Here is a 16,767-nt window from a genome sequence, read left to right as displayed (position 1 = left end):
AACGCAAGTCCGTTTGATCGCAAACCATCTTTAATACCAACGGCACGATGACGTGACTCATTAAGATGGAACCCAAACAGGATTCCCGCTGGAGCCCGCCCCGCATCAAGTGCGGGGCGGGAATGACGGATTTGTTTTTAATATAGCCTATCTCCGATAAAGTGATCATAAAAAAAGAAAACAAACTGGATTCCCGCTTTCGCGGGAATGACAGGATTTATGTTTTAATTTAACCCCTTACCGTCATCCCCGCGAAAGCGGGGATCCAGTTTTTTTGAATCATTTTATCTGACGTAGGCTATATCAATCCACACGCGTCATCCCCGCGACCTGTCGCGCCGAAGCTGCGAAGCAGCGTAGGGGGAAAACGGGCATCCCGTTTGGTTTCTTCTTTTATATTTCTTTGTTTTGTCGGGAGTTCAATTCCCTCCGCCCATTAAAAAACGGGGCAAATGCCCCGTGTTTTAATGGTGCCGTTGGAGAGAATTGAACTCCCGACCTTGGCTTTACGAAAGCCCTGCTCTACCGCTGAGCTACAACGGCCACCCGCTCCTGCCTTAACCTGCGGAACATCCTCGAAACAGATGGATGGAAGCTCTTAACGATTCCCTGCGTCGGCGTCAACTGTCAGTGCGCGTTTTTTACCCCTCAACCCCCTTTTTAGGATTAACAGGGTGCAAAAGCGCCAGAAAAAGCCACAGACTCAAGCGAATCCCTTACAGCCCCGCGATGGTCATCCCCTCAATCCGCAAGGTTGGGGCATCGACCCCATAACGGAAGGTCAGGTCATCCGCCGCCGTTAGATTCTTGAACATCGTCTTCAAATTACCCGCCACCGTCATTTCCGAGACAGGGAAAACAATCGCGCCATTCTCAATCCAAAAGCCTCGTGCGGCCTGCGAGAAATCGCCCGTCACATCGTTCACGCCCATCCCCATCATTTCGGTGACATAAAAACCCGTTTTAATGTCCTTGATAAGATCGTCGGGGCTAACCGCGCCGCCTTCCATATAAAAGTTCGTCGCCGACGGCGAGGGCACGCCCGTCGTCCCGCGTGAGGCATGACCCGTGCTTTTCATCCCCAACTGCCTGCCAGAGCGAAGATCCAAAAGCCACGTCGTGAGCGTGCCTTGATCCACAATCGTGCGTCGTTGCGGCGCAAGACCCTCGCCGTCAAAAAGCTTGGAGCGCAAGCCCCTTGCACGGAAAGGGTCGTCGATGATCGTGATCGCGTCCGGAAAAATCTTTTGCCCCAAGCCCTCCATCAAAAAGCTTGTGCCTCGCGCCACCGCGCTGCCACGAATGGCATCGACAAAGGAACCCAACAGCTCATGGGAAACATGCGGTGAGAAAACAACAGGCGCAGCGCAGCTGGACATCTTGCGCGCACCAAGGTTCGCCAACGTTTTTTCCGCCGCCTTGCGCCCAATCGCGGCGGCGCTGGGCAAATCGCTTTGAAAAACGGTTGAGGCAAAATCGTAATCACGCTCCATCGCCGTGCCGCGTCCCGCCAGCGCCACCGCGCTGATGGAATAGTGCGTGCGGCGATAATGCCCCGCAAAGCCATTGCTGGCCGCCATCACGACCGTGGACTGGCCACAGCCCGCATCCGCGCTTTCGCACTGCGCGATGCCCTCAACCGACAGAGCGGCATCCTCTGCCTCCTTAGCCCACGCAAGAAGCGCGGGCGGCTCAATCTGATAATCATCCGCCATTTCCAACGCAGGAAAGGACGTGGCAATTTCGTCAGGCGCAGCAATGCCGCAAAAGGGATCCTCAGCTGCCGCCTTGGCCATTGCTACGGCACGCTCCACAAGCGCCGCAAGAGCCGCAGGGCTGCGATCCGAGCTGGCCACAGACGCTTGCCTATGTCCCACCAAAACGCGAAGGCCGACATCGCCGCCTTCGGCATGCTCTAGCGATTCAAGCTTGTGGTCATGCCACGCGACACTGATTGAGCGCCCCTCCACCAAAAGCGCATCCGCGCTGTCTGCGCCCGCACGGCGGGCGCTTTGCATCATATTGTCCAGCTGTTGCTGGGCCTTAGAAACATCAAAAGTCATAGCGCCCTTTTTTAATTATAGCTTAGCTCATCCGCTTTGCCGTGAAAGACTTTGTACGCGAAAAAGGTATAGCCGATCAAAAGAGGCAAAACAATCAAAGCGCCCACCAAAATGATCATAAGCGATTCCGGCGCACTGGCCGCGTCCACGATTTTAAGCTGTCCCGGAATGATATAGGGATAAAAGCTATAGGCCAGAGCGATAAGGCTCGTCAGGAAAAGTCCCACCGTCATGGCGAACGGCCTCCACTGCCTAATCGTTGGCGCATGGGACAGCCGCTTAAGGCAGTAACGCAGACCCGCGACAAGACCCAGCACGATAAGCGGCAAGGGGGCGAGAATAAACGCATCGGGAAATGTTGTCCAACGTGCCAGCACATGCGCGCTGGCCAGTGGCGTCGTGATCGATACAAGGGCAATTCCTGCCGCCGTCCCTTTAAGCGCCGTGCCCGCCCAAGCTATCGCTTTTTTCTGCAACGCGCCGTCCGTTTTCATAATCAGCCAAGCCGCGCCGATAAGGCTATAGGCCGCCGCGACAAAAAGCCCCGTCATGAGGCAAAACAGAAGCGGCCCCACACCTTTCTCAAACCCAAGGATATAAGACCCCACCATATAGCCTTGCGTGATCGCAACCAGAAAGGAGCCGCCCGTAAAGGCGCGGTTCCAGCGGCCTTTGGCCTTCACGTCAGCCTTAGAGCGAAAGTCAAAGGACACACCACGCACAATAAGCCCCAGCAACATCAAGCAGGTCGGCAAATAAAGATGACCTAAAACGATGCCATTCGCTTCTGGAAACGCAATCAGCAATAGCCCCACCGCCAAAACAAGCCACGTTTCATTTGCATCCCAAAAAGGTCCGATGGACGCGATCATCCTGTCTTGTTCTTGTGGCAAGGCATATTGCATCAAAATGCCGACGCCCAGATCATAGCCATCCAACACGGCGTATACCAAAACCGCCACGGCGATCAAAAGCGCGAAGGCCAAAGGCAACCACTGGCCGTTTTCAAAGATTTCCATCATCGGATCCTTTCCTTAGTGAGCCGTGGCCTCTGTTGAACCTTTACGCGCCATATGGAAAAGCGTCTTGATAAAGGCCGTCATCAGGACGCCATACACAATCAAATACGCGATCAGAGAAAGGCCGATCATCGGCGGCGGAACTTTTGAGGCCGCATCCGCCGTGAGCAGAACATTTTGCACAAGCCATGGCTGCCGCCCTATTTCCGTGACGTACCAGCCAAGGATCGTGGCTACCCACCCCGAAAAGGTCATGGCAACAAGCGCCTTGGCCACCAGCGGCGTCAGGGTCTTTTTGCGTTTCAACTGATACGCGGCCGCCCATGAGATCAGCCCCATCAGCCCGCCAAGCCCGACCATCAAACGGAAGGACCAAAACACAGGCGCAACAGGCGGCGACTTGCCTTCGAACTCGTTGAGTCCTTTTAGCTCACCATTCAGATCATGGGTGAGGATCAAGCTCGCCACTTTGGGAATCTCCAGCGCCCATAAATTGCTGTGCGTTTCCTTATCCGGCCAGCCAAATAGAACAAACGGCGCTCCTTTTTCTGTATGCCACAGGCCTTCCATCGCGGCGACCTTCTGCGGCTGGTATTGAAGGGTATTCAAGCCATGCTGATCGCCCGCGAGAACCTGCAAGGGGATCAAAACCGCTGCCAAATAAACGCCAGTCTTCAGCGCGTTCATAACCGCCACGCCACGATCACCGCGCAGCCAGCGATAGGCTGAAATACCCGCGACCAAAAAAGCCGCCGTCAGGCCAGAGGCCAAAAGCATATGCACCATGCGGTACGGCATGGACGGGTTCCACAAGATCGCCGCCCAATCCGTCGCGTGCGCCTTGCCATTAATCATCTCAAACCCAACGGGCGTTTGCATCCAGCTATCAAGGCACAGAATCCAAAAGGCCGAAAAGGTCGTCCCCGCCGCGACAAGGAATGTCGCAAGGTCGTGAACGAACGCCGACACGCGCTTAAACCCATACAGCATAATGCCCAAAAACGTGGCCTCCAGGAAAAAGGCCGTGAGAATCTCATACCCCAGCAAAGGCCCCGCGATATTGCCAATCGTGTTCATAAAGCCGGGCCAATTCGTGCCGAATTGAAAGGACATGGTGATGCCCGACACGACGCCCATGGCGAAGCACAACGCGAAAATCTTTGTCCAAAAGAAATAGGTATCCATCCACGCGGCATTTTTCGTCGCGGCAAAGCGCCTCTTGAAATAAAACAACAGCCATCCGAGCGCGATGGTCGTGGACGGAAAGACGATGTGAAAGGTGATATTGGCCGCGAACTGGATACGCGCCAAAAGGACAGGATCAAGATCAACCATCGCGGGTTCCTCATTCAATAGGTAGTGAAGGAATCTTTAGGTAAATGACGAGAAAATCGTTAGGGTTTGGTTAAGAAAGCCTCTCCCTCAAGCGTGCCCGACATCGCTGGACAGCATCGTGGGACTGACGCCAATGGATGACAGCGCAAGCCGCCATTTGCTTTCAATATCGGCATCAAAAAGAATGGTGAGGTCTGCTGGCGCGGTGAGCCAGCCATTGCCCTGAATCTCGGCCTCTAGCTGCCCTGCCGACCATCCGGCATAGCCCAAAACCAGCAAGGAGCGCTCTGGCCCCGCGCCTTCCGTTAACGCGCGCAAGATTTCAACAGTTGCCGTCAGGTGGAGAGTTGGCGAAATCCGTGTCGTCGCTTCACTATCATAGTCCGAGGAATGCAGAACAAAACCGCGCACAGGCTCAACCGGCCCGCCGTAATAGACAAGGTGTTCAGGCGCATTGGGGGGCAACTCGATACCAAATTGATTGAGAAGGCCGCCAAAATCTAAATCACCAAACAAACGGTTGACCACGATGCCCATAGCGCCTTCGGGGCCATGCGAGCAAATCAGCACGACGGTTTTTTCAAAGCGCGGATCGATCATGGAAGGCATAGCGACCAACATCTGACCCGTAAGCCAGTTTTGTTCCTCAAAAAACGCTTTGGTTTTGTCTGCTTTCTTGCCCAACGGTCGCCCCATTTTCATGGTTGTTTTTTAACTATTCTATTGCATCATAGGAAAAGAGCAATGCCCAAAGTCCTGCCTACACCAAGGAAACGTTATGAATCGCCTGATCTCCCTCTTTTTTCTCCTCCTTGCCCTTTCGCCCGCGCCCCTTTGGGCGGCGGCCAGCGACTGGCAGCGCGAAGACGGCATTGCCGTTCGGTTGATCGACGGCGATGATTTGTCATCGAATAACAAAGAAATAACGCTCGGCCTTGAGATTCAACTTGATGAGGGCTGGCATATTTATTGGCGCAGCGCGGGCGAGGCGGGCACGCCGCCAGCCATCACAACGGACGGATCGGAGAATATCGAGTCCTTGACCATTCTCTACCCAGCCCCTCGTCGCTTGACCCTGATGGGGATGGAGACAATAGGCTATAATGGCCACGTCACCCTGCCCCTGCGCATTCTTAAAAAAGAAGCTGCTAAGGAAATGGCGCTACAAGCCAGCCTTGATATTTTGACGTGCAGCACCCTATGCGTGCCGCGCCATTTTGATCTGGCGCTGACGCCAGCGTCACCGAAAGGCGAAGAAAAGGCATTGATCAAGGCGGCCACAGGCAGCCTTCCCACCACGCAAGACACCTCCGCTTTATCAAATCTAAAAACAACGCTTGGGAGCAACACTGTTCAAGTAACCTTCATCACCAAAGACGCTTTGCAAAATCCCGACCTCTTTATTGAAAGCGGCGACGAGCTTGCCTTTTCCAAGCCCAGCCTTATCCCCGCCCCCGATGGCCACGGCGCGACGCTAACGGCCAGTTTGCTAAGCCCGTTACCGGAAGGCGCATCACTGACAGACCTTCCTTTGACGATCACGCTGACAAACGGCGCCGCGGCGCGAGAAATAACCTTAGTGCCACCATCCGCCGCGCCCACCTTAGCCGACGCCGCCATCCCCTCATCGCCCCTACCCTTTTGGACGATTGTTTTGTTGGCTCTTCTGGGCGGCTTTATTCTAAACCTTATGCCCTGCGTGCTGCCCGTCCTGTCGATCAAAATCTTGTCCGTCATCAAACACGCTGGCAAGCACAAAGACGTTGTGCGTCATTCCTTTCTAGCCTCGGCCGGAGGCATCGTGTTTTCGTTTGGGCTTCTGGCCGCCACCACCATCGCGCTTAAAGAGTCAGGCCAAGCCTTTGGCTGGGGCGTACAATTCCAGCAGCCCGCTTTTCTGGTCTTTATGATCGCCCTTTTAACCTTTTTCACCGCGAACCTGTGGGGCTTTTTCGAAATCTCGCTGCCACGCTTTATTTTGGATAGGGTCGATACGTCTCGCCATCCCAAACTGGCGGGCGATTTTGCGGGCGGCATGCTGGCGACGCTGCTCGCCACGCCTTGCTCCGCGCCATTCCTTGGCACGGCCATCGGCTTTGCCCTCGCAGCGGGAAGCGTTACGATCGTGGCCGTGTTTTTAGCCTTGGGCATCGGCATGGCGCTGCCCTATCTGGCCATCGCGCTATGGCCGCACCTCGCCAGCGCCCTGCCCAAAGCGGGCAACTGGATGAACACCCTCACCCGCGTTTTGGGCTTTGGCCTTTTGGGAACAGCGGTTTGGCTTCTTATCGTCGTGCGGGCGCAAACAGGCTATTGGCCTTTCGTTCTTATCAGCATGGCGATGGCAGGAATTCTCTTTGCCCTGTATCTAAGGCACAAAAACATCCTGCGCGTTCTGGTTCCGTGGGCCATTGGCGGGGCGCTCATCGCGTCCTTGTCCATCGCGACGCTCGCTTCGATTCCGCTCTCATTGCAAAAGGAGTCAGGGATCTGGACGCCGTTTAATGAGAAGGCCATCGCCAGCGCCGTCAGCGAGGGCAAAACCGTTTTTGTCGATGTAACCGCCGACTGGTGCTTGACCTGCAAATACAACAAGCGCGTTGTTTTAGGGCAAGAGGAAGTCTCTAGCCGCCTCTTCGGGCAAGACGGCATCGTGACGCAGCAAGCCGACTGGACAAGCCCCGATCCCGTCATTACGGATTTTCTGCACAGGCACGGATCCTATGGGATTCCGTTCAACATCGTCTTTGGCCCGCGTGCGCCGCAAGGCATCGCCTTGCCCGAGCTTTTGACGAAAGCCAGCGTCCTTCAGGCTCTCGACAAAGCCAAAGCCTGCCAACAAGGCGAAGCGTGTTAGAGCAATCCACCAGTGAACTGATCCACAAAGAAAAATAAGAAAACGGGATCCCCGCTTTCGCGGGGATGACAATTATGGGTTAAAACCAAACACAAAACCCGTCATTCCCGCGCAAGCGGGAATCCCGTTTGGTTTTCTTTCTTATGATCACTTTACACATTGGTAATGGTTGAATGCCGGTTGTTTTAGAGGGGTTATTGTGGTTTAGATTGATAAGGGCAGTTTGGATAGCAGTAAACAGGAGCGGCAATGAAAGACCTAACGTATAAAAAAGTCAGAAAGTCTGATGAGCAACAATTGAGAACGCTCATTTCCAACGTACTTGCCGCTACACCGCCTGAATTTTTTATTCCGTATGAAGAATGGGAATTAGACAGTCTTTACGATGAGTCCTATGCCTTGCTTCATGGTGCCTATGACGGAGAAACACTAGCGGGAATTGCCCAATTATACGTTCAACAAGAGATGCTCAAATCGTATAAAGAGGAAATGGGGCTTTCCAGTGAAAAAGTTTGTGAACTCGGCGGTAATCTTGTTTTGTCCGAATACAGAGGACAAAAAATACAATATAACCTTATGCAATTGCAATTTAACTTGGCAAGAGATATCGGGTTTAAACACATAATAACGATGGCTCATCCAGATAATGTTGCGAGCCTAAAAAGCATTCAAAGGTTAGGCCTGAAATTTATGAAGAAGTCTCACCTTAGCAACGGCTTTCTTCGCGACCTCTATTATTCCGAGTTGTAAGCTCAAAGCGATTGAAAATCTAAATTAGGGCGTGCGCCCATGACGAAAACGGGGCGATGGCTCCCTACCCCCGCACAATCGCGGCGACGGCAAGGGCATCGACGCGCTCGTTATCGGGGTGGCCCGTATGGCCGCGCACCCAGTGAATCTCCAAATCATGCGGCTGGCTGGCGGCTTGCAAACGTTGCCACAAATCGACGTTTTTAACGGGCTTTTTGTCGGCGGTTTTCCAACCATTCCTAATCCAGCCCGCCATCCATTTGGTCAGGCCGTCCTTAACGTACTGGCTATCGGTCGTCAGCTTCACCTTGGACGGGCGCTTAAGCGATTCCAGCGCCATAATCGCCGCCGTCATCTCCATGCGGTTGTTGGTCGTCTCGGCCTCGCCGCCCGATAGCTCCTTTTCTGAGCCTTTATAGCGCAGCAAAGCGCCCCAGCCCCCAGGGCCCGGATTGCCGCTGCACGCGCCATCTGTAAAAATCTCGACAATGTCATGGGTTTTCGTCATAACGATTTCCGTAGTAAAGGGTTTTCCTGCACTAGATTATACAGCACGATTCTCCCCAAAGTCACCCTTGCGAATGAAAGAAGTCTCTTTTGCGTATTCTCTTTATCTCTTCGAACCGCATTGGCGATGCCGTTTTAACAACGGGGCTTTTGGCGTGGCTAGAGGCCGCCCATCCCAAGGCGCGGTTTACAATCGTCTGTGGCCCCGTGGCCGCCGATCTCTTTCGCGCCGTCCCGCGCCTTGAGCGCCTTATCGTTCTTAAAAAGAAAAAATACCACGGCCACTGGTTTGATCTGTGGCAGCAGTGCATCGGCACACGGTGGGATCTGATCGTCGATCTACGCAACAGCCTTGTGGCGCGATTGCTGCTGGCGCAGCGCAAAGCCTATAAACCCGCACAGCCCTCTGGCCGCCATAAGGTCGAGGATCTTGCGAGCCTCCTTAACCTGTCCCCGCCGCCTGCGCCGCGTCTGTGGCTGGATAAAACGGCTAAACTGCGCGCCGAAGCGCTGATCCCCTCCGGTCTCACGCAGCCCCTTCTTGCCCTTGCACCTGCCGCTAACTGGCCGCCCAAGCAATGGCCTATTGAGTGCTTTATCGAGCTTGCCAAGAAGCTGACGGCAGAGGGTGAGCCTTTGGCCGAGGCCAAGCTCCTGATCGTCGCCGCGCCGCATGAGCGTGAACAACTCTTGCCGCTATTGAATGCTTTTCCAGCGGGCAGGATCATCGATGCCATCGGCAACGACCTTTTGACCGTCGCGGCTTGCCTTCAAAAGGCGCGACTGTTTATCGGCAACGATTCCGGCCTGATGCACATCGCGGCGGCCATGGGCACGCCCACCTTGGGTCTGTTCGGGCCCGGCCATGAAAACATCTATGGCCCGTGGGGCGAAAAGACAGCCATCGTCCGCACGCCCGAAAGCGCAAGCGAGCTTTTCGCCCGCTTGCCCTATGCGGGCGCGTTCGCGCCGCTGCTCATGGGAAGCCTTACCGTCGCGGCGGTTTATGACGCGGCCCAAGGACTCATCAAGAAAGATGGTTAACAGAGGCTGTTATAAACAACTTTCTGTCCTTATTTCCCGCGTGAAAGTAATTTTTATTATTGATCCCCTCCGTTAGGCTGTTTTAGGCTGACCCTCGAAAGTTTCAACACGCCGAAACGCAGCCAAATTACAAAGGGAAAGCATCATGACCAGTCAGTTAGAAAAGAAATTGAAAGCTGTCGCAAAACTAGCCAATACAAAAGGATCGGACATGAATTCCAGAATGGTTCGTCAGGAGTTTAGTGCGGCGGCTGATGCCGTTTTTAGAACAACCGGCTATTTGCCTTGGGAACTTGCCTCTTGTCTGAGCTTGACGACAGGAAATGTGACGAAATCGATTAGAGCCTTTGAGACTCGTGCCGCCAAGTATTTTGGCAAGAGCTTCGTTCCGTTCCTCGATACCCTGATCACAGAAAAGAATAAGATGGCCGAGGTAGAGCGCGTAAGAAAGATCAATGATGCCAAGATTGCGGCTGCCAATAAAAAATATGGCTCAGCAGTAATGATTTGCTCTCCATCCTAAATTAAGAAGAAAGCCTTGCTAAAAAGATCCGGATTTTATCCGGATCTTTTTTTGTGCGCGTTTCAACGCTTGACGACACGTCGACAATTTTTGCGCCCGTTACGCTGATCGCTTCGCGCACGTTTTCCGCGTTCAGGCCACCCGCCAGCATCCATGGTTTTTGGGCTTTTAGGCCTTTCAGAATCGACCAGTCAAAACGCTGCCCCGTACCGCCCGATTTCGTGCCGATTTTGGTATCAAACAGCAGCATATCGGACACTTTTTCGTAGGCTAAAACGGCGGCCAAATCGCCCTTATCCGCCACGGCTATCGCCTTCATGACAGGCACGCCCGCCGCCTTACGGATCGCGGCGACGCGCTGCGGCGTCTCACTCCCATGCAATTGAATAAGCCCAAGAAGAGGCTTGAGGCGTAGAATATCCCCAACCTGCTCATCGGTCGGGTCGCGTAGCAGCGCGACAAGGACGAGCCCATTACCGTCATCGCGAGCGGAGACGAAGTCGGAGCGTGGCGATCCAGAGGCCGAGCGTCCGCGAGGCATAAGACTCTCTTGCGCGGCAGACGCCGCGTCGCTGGATTGCTTCGTCGCCTTCGCTCCTCGCAATGACGATAAAGGATGAGCTGTCACAAACCGGCACAAAGTCGGTTGCGGCAGCGTTTGCAAAAGCGCCAACGTTTGATCGACGGTAATCGCCCGCTTGGATTCTGGGATAAAGACAAAGCCAAGATAGGCCGCGCCGCCTTCTATCGCCGCGCGAAGAGCCGCCTCATCCGACAGGCCGCATATTTTAGCAGCAACAGCCACAGCCGCAGGAGCTTTTCTTTTCATCGCAACACGAGGCGAAGATTTCATCCGTTATCCTTTGCGCGGCCTCGGCAGGATCCGCCGCGCCCGTTATGGGTCTTCCGATGACAAGATAGCTCGCGCCCGCCATGACAGCCTCACGCGGCGTCATGATGCGCTTTTGATCGTTCGCCGCCGCCCAGACGGGGCGAATCCCCGGAACCATCAACGTGAAATCAGGCCCGCACAAAGCGCGAAGCCGCACGACTTCTGCCGGAGAACACACGATGCCATCAAGGCCGCTTTCCTTGGCCAGCAGCGCCAGACGCTCCACCTGCGCCGCCGTGTCGGCCTCTTGCCCAACGGCTTTCAAATCGCCCGCGTCCATGCTGGTGAGAACCGTCACGCCCAAGAGCTTGGGACGCTTACCCGTGGCCTTCGCAGCTGCCTCAGCCGCCGCGCGCATCATACCCGCGCCGCCGCCGGTGTGGATCGTGATAAAGTCGGCTTGCAGCGGCAGCAGCGAGGTCACCGCGCCCGCCACCGTGTTGGGAATATCGTGCAGCTTGACATCGACAAACAAAGGCAGACCCAGCGCCGCGAATTGGGCATAACCCTGCGGTCCGTTGGCCATCATGTATTCAAGGCCGACCTTGAGCCCGCCAACTTTGCCTTTCAGCTGCGTAGCAAGCACGAGAGCCTTAACGGGATCCGAAGTATCGATAGCGCAAAAAACGGGATTGATCATGATATTATCCTTTCCTCCAAAGGCGCGACCACCAAGAGCGGGGCGCAGATTTTTCAAGGGTTGAAACAGTTTGATAGCGACCCTTGTAAAGGATCGTCGGCTCGCAAGAAAGCGGCGCGTTGTCTTTTTCTTTGAGTTGCTCCTGCAGCTTGGCAACTTCGCCGCGTAAGCGCCGCGCTTGCCAGCCAGAGCGGAACACGGCCACGCCCGTCATAAGGCTGCCCATCACAAAGCCCACGATCAAAAGACCCAGAGAGAGGACGGACACGGGCATCGTGGCTTCGAAATCGAAGGGCCAGAAGCTAATCGCGACCTGAAGCCGGTTTTGAAGGATAAAGACAACCACCGCGACAAAGATCGGCAGCGTAAGAAACCATGTCAGAAGACGCATAGGATACCCCTTTCGTTAAGGGAAAAAGTCCAAGGGATTAACGCACACAAAATACATTACCACTACAGCGTCATTCCCGCGAAGGCGGGAATCCAGCGCCGCGCGTCTGCGCGGCATAAGACTCAAAAAAACTTCACAACAGCGCTTGTTTTTCATTTTTGACTCATACGCTCGCTATCGCTCGCAGCTGGATCCCCGCATTCGCGGGGATGACGGTAGGTGCTTTTATAAAGCCTAGACTTTAGTACCCGCCGACCAGCAGGTTCTTCAGAACGTGCATTTCCTCTAAAGCGCGGCCAGTGCCCAGCGCAACGCAGGACAAAGGATCCTCAGCCACCGAAACAGGAAGACCCGTCGCATGACGCAAAACGAGATCGAGGTTGCGAAGCAAAGCGCCGCCGCCCGTCAAAACGATACCCTTATCCACGATATCGGCGGCCAGTTCCGGCGCGGTGTTTTCAAGCGCAACCTTCACAGCTTCCAAAATCGCGCTCACAGGCTCAGACAGGCTTTCGGCAATCTGACGCTCTGTGATCACGATTTCCTTGGGCACGCCGTACATCAAATCGCGGCCCTTGATTTCCGATACGCGGCCTTCGCCATCTTCGGGAGGTGAAGCGGAACCGATTTCCTTCTTGATGCGCTCCGCCGTGCTCTCACCGATCAGCAGATTGTGATAGCGGCGGATATAGTTGATGATCGCTTCATCCAGCTTATCGCCGCCCACGCGCACCGAGCGCGAATAGACAATACCGCCAAGCGAAAGAACCGCAACCTCGGTCGTGCCCCCGCCAATATCGACAACCATGGAACCCGTAGGCTCTGTCACGGGAAGGCCTGCGCCAATCGCGGCGGCCATCGGCTCCTCAATCAAGAACACGCGCCTTGCACCAGCGGACTCTGCCGACTCCTGAATCGCGCGACGCTCAACCGCCGTCGAGCCTGACGGCACGCAAATGATAATCTGCGGGTTCGCAAAGCTGCGACGGTTATGCACTTTGCGAATGAAGTGCTTGATCATTTCTTCCGCGACTTCAAAGTCCGCGATCACGCCATCGCGCAGCGGGCGAATGGCTTGAATGTTACCCGGTGTGCGCCCCAGCATCAGCTTGGCTTCATCGCCAACGGCCAGCACTTGACGCTTGCCGCGTGAGGTTGCGATAGCGACAACGGACGGCTCATTCAAAACGATTCCGCGCCCCTTCACATAGACCAGCGTGTTGGCCGTACCCAGATCGATGCCCATGTCGGCGGAGAGCAACCCTAACAAATTGGAAAACATTGATGTTTCAACCCATGATAAAAACAGGCCAAGCAGCCCTTAGCAAAACCGCCTCTTTTTCGCACCCTATGGCCTTGGAAGCAAGAGGATCGTTGTAAGGATTTGAATGTTGCCCATAAACCATGCAACCATTAACCATAAGCAATTGTTTTCAATAGGCGGGATGTTTTGATAAGGTATGGCCTTGTTGATTATAACTCCTATCAAAAAGGTCATAGACATGAGCCCCATCAAGCAATCCTTTCAAGCCTTGGTCCGTGAGGCCTTTCTTGATTCAGCGGGGAAAAGCGCATCAGCCCGCCTGCTTGAAGGCGGAAAACAAAAGTATTCGTGGTCATCTAACTCCGGTTCTATCCGCACGCTTCGGCTGAATATCGAGGGAACCGTCTATATCCAACCAGTAAAAGAATCAAAACACGCTAAGAAAAACCCTACCATTAAAATCTATGATTACGCCTGTCTCAATGAGACTTCTCCCGCCATGATCGATGAGCAAAAGGATCAGTTCGTTTTCTATCAACCGAAAGACGCCGTGACGGTCATTCATGCGCCGTCTAACTTGCAGGGGCTTCATTTGACGATCTCAGGGGATGGCAAAGTCTATTCCCCCCATATTCGCGCTCCGCTCACGACATTGACAATGTCGGACAAGGCAGAAACTTATGTTCTTGCTCACCAGCTTTATGCAACCCTTTCTGGTGCTGCTTATGCTGGGGCGCTCTTTGACAACACCTATGACAGGGCTCCTCACGGCACACGGCTCGTCATGATCGGTAAGGATAAGGCCGACATTTCCGTTTATAGAAAAGGAATGGAAAAAGTGGATGAGGCTGTTGCCCTTCTGGAAGGTGCGGCGACCCTTACAACCGCAACCCCGTTCACGCATTGCGTTATTCATGCGCAAGAGGAAACGGGGAGCCTATCCCTTCAAGAAAGGCTTATCCTGTGGGGCAGACAGCCAAAACGCGGTTATGAACATCACTTGTTGCCTCTTGGATCTGACCACTATACGGCAAGAAAAACAGCCTTGATGAAAATCATTCAGGCCCATGTAACGGACTCCGCCATGCCCGTTCCCTCCTGTTCTTGAGGTATTGGAAGCCAAAGGATTGTTGTTAACCTTTGTCTTTGTTTTTTCAGGGGTGATCGCCTTGGCGGGACCGCGACCTCTGCCGACAAAAACAAAAACTCAGCCCCAATCCCGATTGCGTTTTTACCATAATCCATTATAACTGTAGGTATGACCGATCCACTTGACCCCACGCCGCCCGATTCGCCAGAGGCTCAAACACCAGCCGAAACGGTTGAGTCCGCGCCTGCGCCTACGGGAACGCCACTGAAATCGCCGCCCGTGATTACGATGAATGCGCCATCGGCAGAGACTCTTTGGGTGGAAATCGTCATTGCCATCAACTATTTGACTCGTCTCAATCTGCGCCTGAAAGAAACCCCAAGGCCCCGCTTTATTCGCAAAGCCATGGTCTGGTTCCCCCTTATCGGCGCGGCCATTGGTGTCTTTGGTGCAAGCGTTGACTGGATCATGACGCAAATAGGTCTTCCAGGCATTATCACATCGGCTTTCGCCGTCATCAGCATGCTTTGGATAACACGCGCTTTGCATGAAGAAGAATTCGCCAGCATGGCCAATCTCTATGGCCGCAGCTTTGACAAGGACCAAGGCATTGGCTGGCTTAAAGAAGAACGGTCGGTTCAATATGGAACCCTTGCCGTTATCCTTGTGATCATTATGAAAATCGGTGCCATCGCCAGCCTGAGCGACAACGACATCGTCTTTCAAGCCCTCATCACTTCGGCGTGCTGGTCACGCGCGATGATGGTCGTGATGGCCTCATGGCTGCGCCCGATTCCTGGCGATCCCGTTGCGGATTACTTCCAACAGCCGCCTGCCCTGCGCATGTTGCTGGCTCTCGCTTTGGGTGGGATCATCGCCTTTGCCGTCTTGGGCTCCTACGCCACCTATGCGCTGGCTATCGGGACGGGCGCAGGATTGCTGGTCGCCCTTCTAGGAGCCAACCATTTGCGCGGCTATAACGGCCCGCTGATGGGATCCTTACAGGAAATCGTCGAAATCACCATCTTGGGCGTCATTCTAGCGTTGCAATAGCCCTTTCTTTTTTTCAAAAATGGAGGAACTTTCTATGCGCTTTTTAAACCGCTCCCTGCTTCTGGCTTTTGTGGCCCTCATTTCTCTGACCGGCTGCCGTAGCGCAGGCGAGTTTGGGAGCGAGCCCGATCAACTGATGGACCGCTCGCGCATTACCTTTAAGTCCATGCTTAGCGATAACCAATATCCGGGCCTCGTTGACCTAGCCTCACGCGCTAAAGCCATCCTGATCGTTCCCAACCAGATTCGTGCGGCCTTCATCCTTGGCGGGCAAGGCGGCAACGCCGTGATGCTGGTGCGCGATGCCCAAAACAAGTGGAGTTCGCCTGCCTTCTATACGCTGGGCGGCCTTAGCTTTGGCCTACAAATCGGAGGCAGCACGTCCGAGTTTGTTATCGCGATCATGACCGAAAAAGGACTGAACGCCGTTTTGGATCGTCAGGTCACGTTGGGCGGCGATGCCGGTATCGCCGTTGGTGAGCTTGGCAAAGGTGTGAATGCCGCCACCGCCATGGGTCTGAAATCTGATATGTACGCCTTTGCGCGGTCACAAGGCCTTTATGTCGGGGCCTCACTTGAAGGCTCTGTCATATCGCCGCGCCACATATGGAATAGGCAGGTTTACGGCTCCAACGTGAAGCCACGCGACATTTTGGTCAACCGCACAGTGTCGGCAAACTCTGCTTCCGCAACGGCTTTGATCAACGCGATGCCTTAATGAGCCCTTTGGGGACATTTTGAAGGGCATTTTAACGGGCTTTTCATCTTGATTTGGTATGAATAGGGATACTTAATCTATTCATAAAGGCTCCCTATGCATAAAATCCTAACCCAAAAACTTGAACGCCTACACGATCTTTATACAAAGTGGGGTATTCAAACCAACAAAATCAAACACCTAAGTTCCAAGGCCGGAGAGCTACAAACACGCAGCGACCTTTCCCCCTCTTTGCTGGATCGCCTTAGCCATTGGGTGGAGCAAATTGCAGGCCTTCAGGAAAAAGAACAAGACGTCATCAGCGAAATTACGGCCATCGAAACCAAACACATGGCTTTACGCAAAAACAAGAAGCTACGCCGCGCCGCGCCGCAAGATGAACTGAACCCAGAACCAACACCCCGTGACGAGAAGAAAAGTGCGCTATGGTTCTGGATGCTTCTGCTTTGGATGATGAAAAGCGGGAATAAGAAACAGCCCCCGACGGTTCACTAATACCAATCCGTCTATGAACTGACACGTAATAACAACAAGAAAACGGGATCCCCGCTTTCGCGGGGATGACGCTAAAGGGGAGTATCGCCATAAAAAACACCGTCATGCCCGCGAAAGCGGGCATCC

The 16,767-nt window shown here is 54.1% G+C and carries 17 protein-coding genes and 1 tRNA gene; 8 read left to right on the top strand and 10 right to left on the bottom strand.

Annotated features, from left to right (window positions below; genetic code table 11):
* Positions 1-468: 468 nt before the first annotated feature.
* The 5 genes from WC612_03470 to WC612_03450 form a co-directional block, all read right to left on the bottom strand.
* Positions 469-543 (bottom strand) — tRNA-Thr (locus WC612_03470).
* Between the two features lie 173 nt (positions 544-716).
* Entirely contained in the window at positions 717-2,063 is a 1,347-nt protein-coding gene (locus WC612_03465; protein ID MFA6279837.1) for a TldD/PmbA family protein, read from the bottom strand.
* Positions 2,064-2,074: 11 nt separating this feature from the next.
* Complete coding sequence (locus tag WC612_03460; GenBank protein ID MFA6279836.1) at positions 2,075-3,085, bottom strand: cytochrome d ubiquinol oxidase subunit II; 1,011 nt, start codon at positions 3,083-3,085, stop codon at positions 2,075-2,077.
* A gap of 12 nt (positions 3,086-3,097) precedes the next feature.
* Positions 3,098-4,417 (bottom strand): cytochrome ubiquinol oxidase subunit I, encoded by a 1,320-nt coding sequence (locus WC612_03455; protein ID MFA6279835.1) that lies wholly within the window; start codon positions 4,415-4,417, stop codon positions 3,098-3,100.
* A gap of 87 nt (positions 4,418-4,504) precedes the next feature.
* Positions 4,505-5,101, bottom strand: coding sequence for a YqgE/AlgH family protein (locus tag WC612_03450; protein ID MFA6279834.1), 597 nt, complete (start codon positions 5,099-5,101; stop codon positions 4,505-4,507).
* 94 nt (positions 5,102-5,195) lie between these two features.
* On the opposite strand from WC612_03450, the gene WC612_03445 reads away from it, so the two are divergent.
* Together WC612_03445 and WC612_03440 are read left to right on the top strand one after the other, a co-directional pair.
* The gene (locus tag WC612_03445) at positions 5,196-7,274 is read left to right on the top strand and encodes a protein-disulfide reductase DsbD domain-containing protein (protein ID MFA6279833.1); all 2,079 of its coding nucleotides are present in this window, start codon (positions 5,196-5,198) and stop codon (positions 7,272-7,274) included.
* A gap of 249 nt (positions 7,275-7,523) precedes the next feature.
* Positions 7,524-8,024, top strand: a complete 501-nt coding sequence (locus WC612_03440; protein ID MFA6279832.1) for a GNAT family N-acetyltransferase — start codon at positions 7,524-7,526, stop codon at positions 8,022-8,024.
* 64 nt (positions 8,025-8,088) lie between these two features.
* Here WC612_03440 and rnhA read toward each other — a convergent pair whose 3' ends face one another.
* The gene (rnhA, locus tag WC612_03435; protein MFA6279831.1) at positions 8,089-8,532 is read right to left on the bottom strand and encodes a ribonuclease HI; all 444 of its coding nucleotides are present in this window, start codon (positions 8,530-8,532) and stop codon (positions 8,089-8,091) included.
* 89 nt (positions 8,533-8,621) lie between these two features.
* Between rnhA and WC612_03430 the strand changes: the two genes are divergently transcribed.
* Together WC612_03430 and WC612_03425 are read left to right on the top strand one after the other, a co-directional pair.
* Positions 8,622-9,575 carry a glycosyltransferase family 9 protein gene (locus WC612_03430; GenBank protein ID MFA6279830.1) on the top strand — a complete coding sequence of 318 codons (954 nt, stop codon included), beginning with the start codon at positions 8,622-8,624 and terminating at the stop codon, positions 9,573-9,575.
* 145 nt (positions 9,576-9,720) lie between these two features.
* The gene (locus WC612_03425; GenBank protein MFA6279829.1) at positions 9,721-10,098 is read left to right on the top strand and encodes a hypothetical protein; all 378 of its coding nucleotides are present in this window, start codon (positions 9,721-9,723) and stop codon (positions 10,096-10,098) included.
* Between the two features lies 1 nt (position 10,099).
* Here WC612_03425 and WC612_03420 read toward each other — a convergent pair whose 3' ends face one another.
* The 4 genes from WC612_03420 to WC612_03405 form a co-directional block, all read right to left on the bottom strand.
* Positions 10,100-10,951 carry a phosphoribosylanthranilate isomerase gene (locus WC612_03420; protein ID MFA6279828.1) on the bottom strand — a complete coding sequence of 284 codons (852 nt, stop codon included), beginning with the start codon at positions 10,949-10,951 and terminating at the stop codon, positions 10,100-10,102.
* Positions 10,887-11,630, bottom strand: coding sequence for an orotidine-5'-phosphate decarboxylase (gene pyrF / locus WC612_03415; GenBank protein ID MFA6279827.1), 744 nt, complete (start codon positions 11,628-11,630; stop codon positions 10,887-10,889). The genes WC612_03420 and pyrF overlap by 65 nt, the downstream gene beginning before the upstream one ends.
* 4 nt (positions 11,631-11,634) lie before the next feature.
* Complete coding sequence (locus WC612_03410; protein MFA6279826.1) at positions 11,635-12,021, bottom strand: LapA family protein; 387 nt, start codon at positions 12,019-12,021, stop codon at positions 11,635-11,637.
* Positions 12,022-12,262: 241 nt separating this feature from the next.
* The gene (locus WC612_03405) at positions 12,263-13,303 is read right to left on the bottom strand and encodes a rod shape-determining protein (GenBank protein ID MFA6279825.1); all 1,041 of its coding nucleotides are present in this window, start codon (positions 13,301-13,303) and stop codon (positions 12,263-12,265) included.
* A gap of 220 nt (positions 13,304-13,523) precedes the next feature.
* Between WC612_03405 and WC612_03400 the strand changes: the two genes are divergently transcribed.
* The 4 genes from WC612_03400 (at position 13,524) to WC612_03385 (ending at position 16,641) form a co-directional block, all read left to right on the top strand.
* The gene (locus tag WC612_03400) at positions 13,524-14,393 is read left to right on the top strand and encodes a hypothetical protein (GenBank protein MFA6279824.1); all 870 of its coding nucleotides are present in this window, start codon (positions 13,524-13,526) and stop codon (positions 14,391-14,393) included.
* 150 nt (positions 14,394-14,543) lie between these two features.
* Positions 14,544-15,428 (top strand): adenosylcobinamide-GDP ribazoletransferase, encoded by an 885-nt coding sequence (locus WC612_03395; GenBank protein MFA6279823.1) that lies wholly within the window; start codon positions 14,544-14,546, stop codon positions 15,426-15,428.
* A 34-nt stretch (positions 15,429-15,462) separates the two neighbouring features.
* Positions 15,463-16,146 carry a lipid-binding SYLF domain-containing protein gene (locus WC612_03390; GenBank protein MFA6279822.1) on the top strand — a complete coding sequence of 228 codons (684 nt, stop codon included), beginning with the start codon at positions 15,463-15,465 and terminating at the stop codon, positions 16,144-16,146.
* Between the two features lie 96 nt (positions 16,147-16,242).
* A complete protein-coding gene (locus WC612_03385; protein MFA6279821.1) occupies positions 16,243-16,641 on the top strand; it encodes a hypothetical protein in 399 nt (132 codons plus the stop codon).
* Positions 16,642-16,767: the final 126 nt, after the last annotated feature.

The organism is Bdellovibrionales bacterium (genome assembly GCA_041662785.1).
Taxonomy (GTDB): Bacteria; Pseudomonadota; Alphaproteobacteria; order UBA9219; family UBA9219; genus UBA8914.
Note: the sequence above shows the minus strand (reverse complement) of the source record. Positions and strands in the feature narration are given on the sequence as shown.

What these genes read in the sequence shown, in the direction of transcription:
- WC612_03465 (MFA6279837.1), bottom strand. Translation starts at nt 2,063, where the DNA reads ATGACTTTTGATGTTTCTAAGGCCCAGCAACAGCTGGACAATATGATG.
- WC612_03460 (MFA6279836.1), bottom strand. Translation starts at nt 3,085, where the DNA reads ATGATGGAAATCTTTGAAAACGGCCAGTGGTTGCCTTTGGCCTTCGCG.
- WC612_03455 (MFA6279835.1), bottom strand. Translation starts at nt 4,417, where the DNA reads ATGGTTGATCTTGATCCTGTCCTTTTGGCGCGTATCCAGTTCGCGGCC.
- WC612_03445 (MFA6279833.1), top strand. Translation starts at nt 5,196, where the DNA reads ATGAATCGCCTGATCTCCCTCTTTTTTCTCCTCCTTGCCCTTTCGCCC.
- WC612_03440 (MFA6279832.1), top strand. Translation starts at nt 7,524, where the DNA reads ATGAAAGACCTAACGTATAAAAAAGTCAGAAAGTCTGATGAGCAACAA.
- rnhA (MFA6279831.1), bottom strand. Translation starts at nt 8,532, where the DNA reads ATGACGAAAACCCATGACATTGTCGAGATTTTTACAGATGGCGCGTGC.
- WC612_03425 (MFA6279829.1), top strand. Translation starts at nt 9,721, where the DNA reads ATGACCAGTCAGTTAGAAAAGAAATTGAAAGCTGTCGCAAAACTAGCC.
- WC612_03420 (MFA6279828.1), bottom strand. Translation starts at nt 10,951, where the DNA reads ATGAAATCTTCGCCTCGTGTTGCGATGAAAAGAAAAGCTCCTGCGGCT.
- pyrF (MFA6279827.1), bottom strand. Translation starts at nt 11,630, where the DNA reads ATGATCAATCCCGTTTTTTGCGCTATCGATACTTCGGATCCCGTTAAG.
- WC612_03410 (MFA6279826.1), bottom strand. Translation starts at nt 12,021, where the DNA reads ATGCGTCTTCTGACATGGTTTCTTACGCTGCCGATCTTTGTCGCGGTG.
- WC612_03405 (MFA6279825.1), bottom strand. Translation starts at nt 13,303, where the DNA reads ATGTTTTCCAATTTGTTAGGGTTGCTCTCCGCCGACATGGGCATCGAT.
- WC612_03400 (MFA6279824.1), top strand. Translation starts at nt 13,524, where the DNA reads ATGAGCCCCATCAAGCAATCCTTTCAAGCCTTGGTCCGTGAGGCCTTT.
- WC612_03395 (MFA6279823.1), top strand. Translation starts at nt 14,544, where the DNA reads ATGACCGATCCACTTGACCCCACGCCGCCCGATTCGCCAGAGGCTCAA.
- WC612_03390 (MFA6279822.1), top strand. Translation starts at nt 15,463, where the DNA reads ATGCGCTTTTTAAACCGCTCCCTGCTTCTGGCTTTTGTGGCCCTCATT.
- WC612_03385 (MFA6279821.1), top strand. Translation starts at nt 16,243, where the DNA reads ATGCATAAAATCCTAACCCAAAAACTTGAACGCCTACACGATCTTTAT.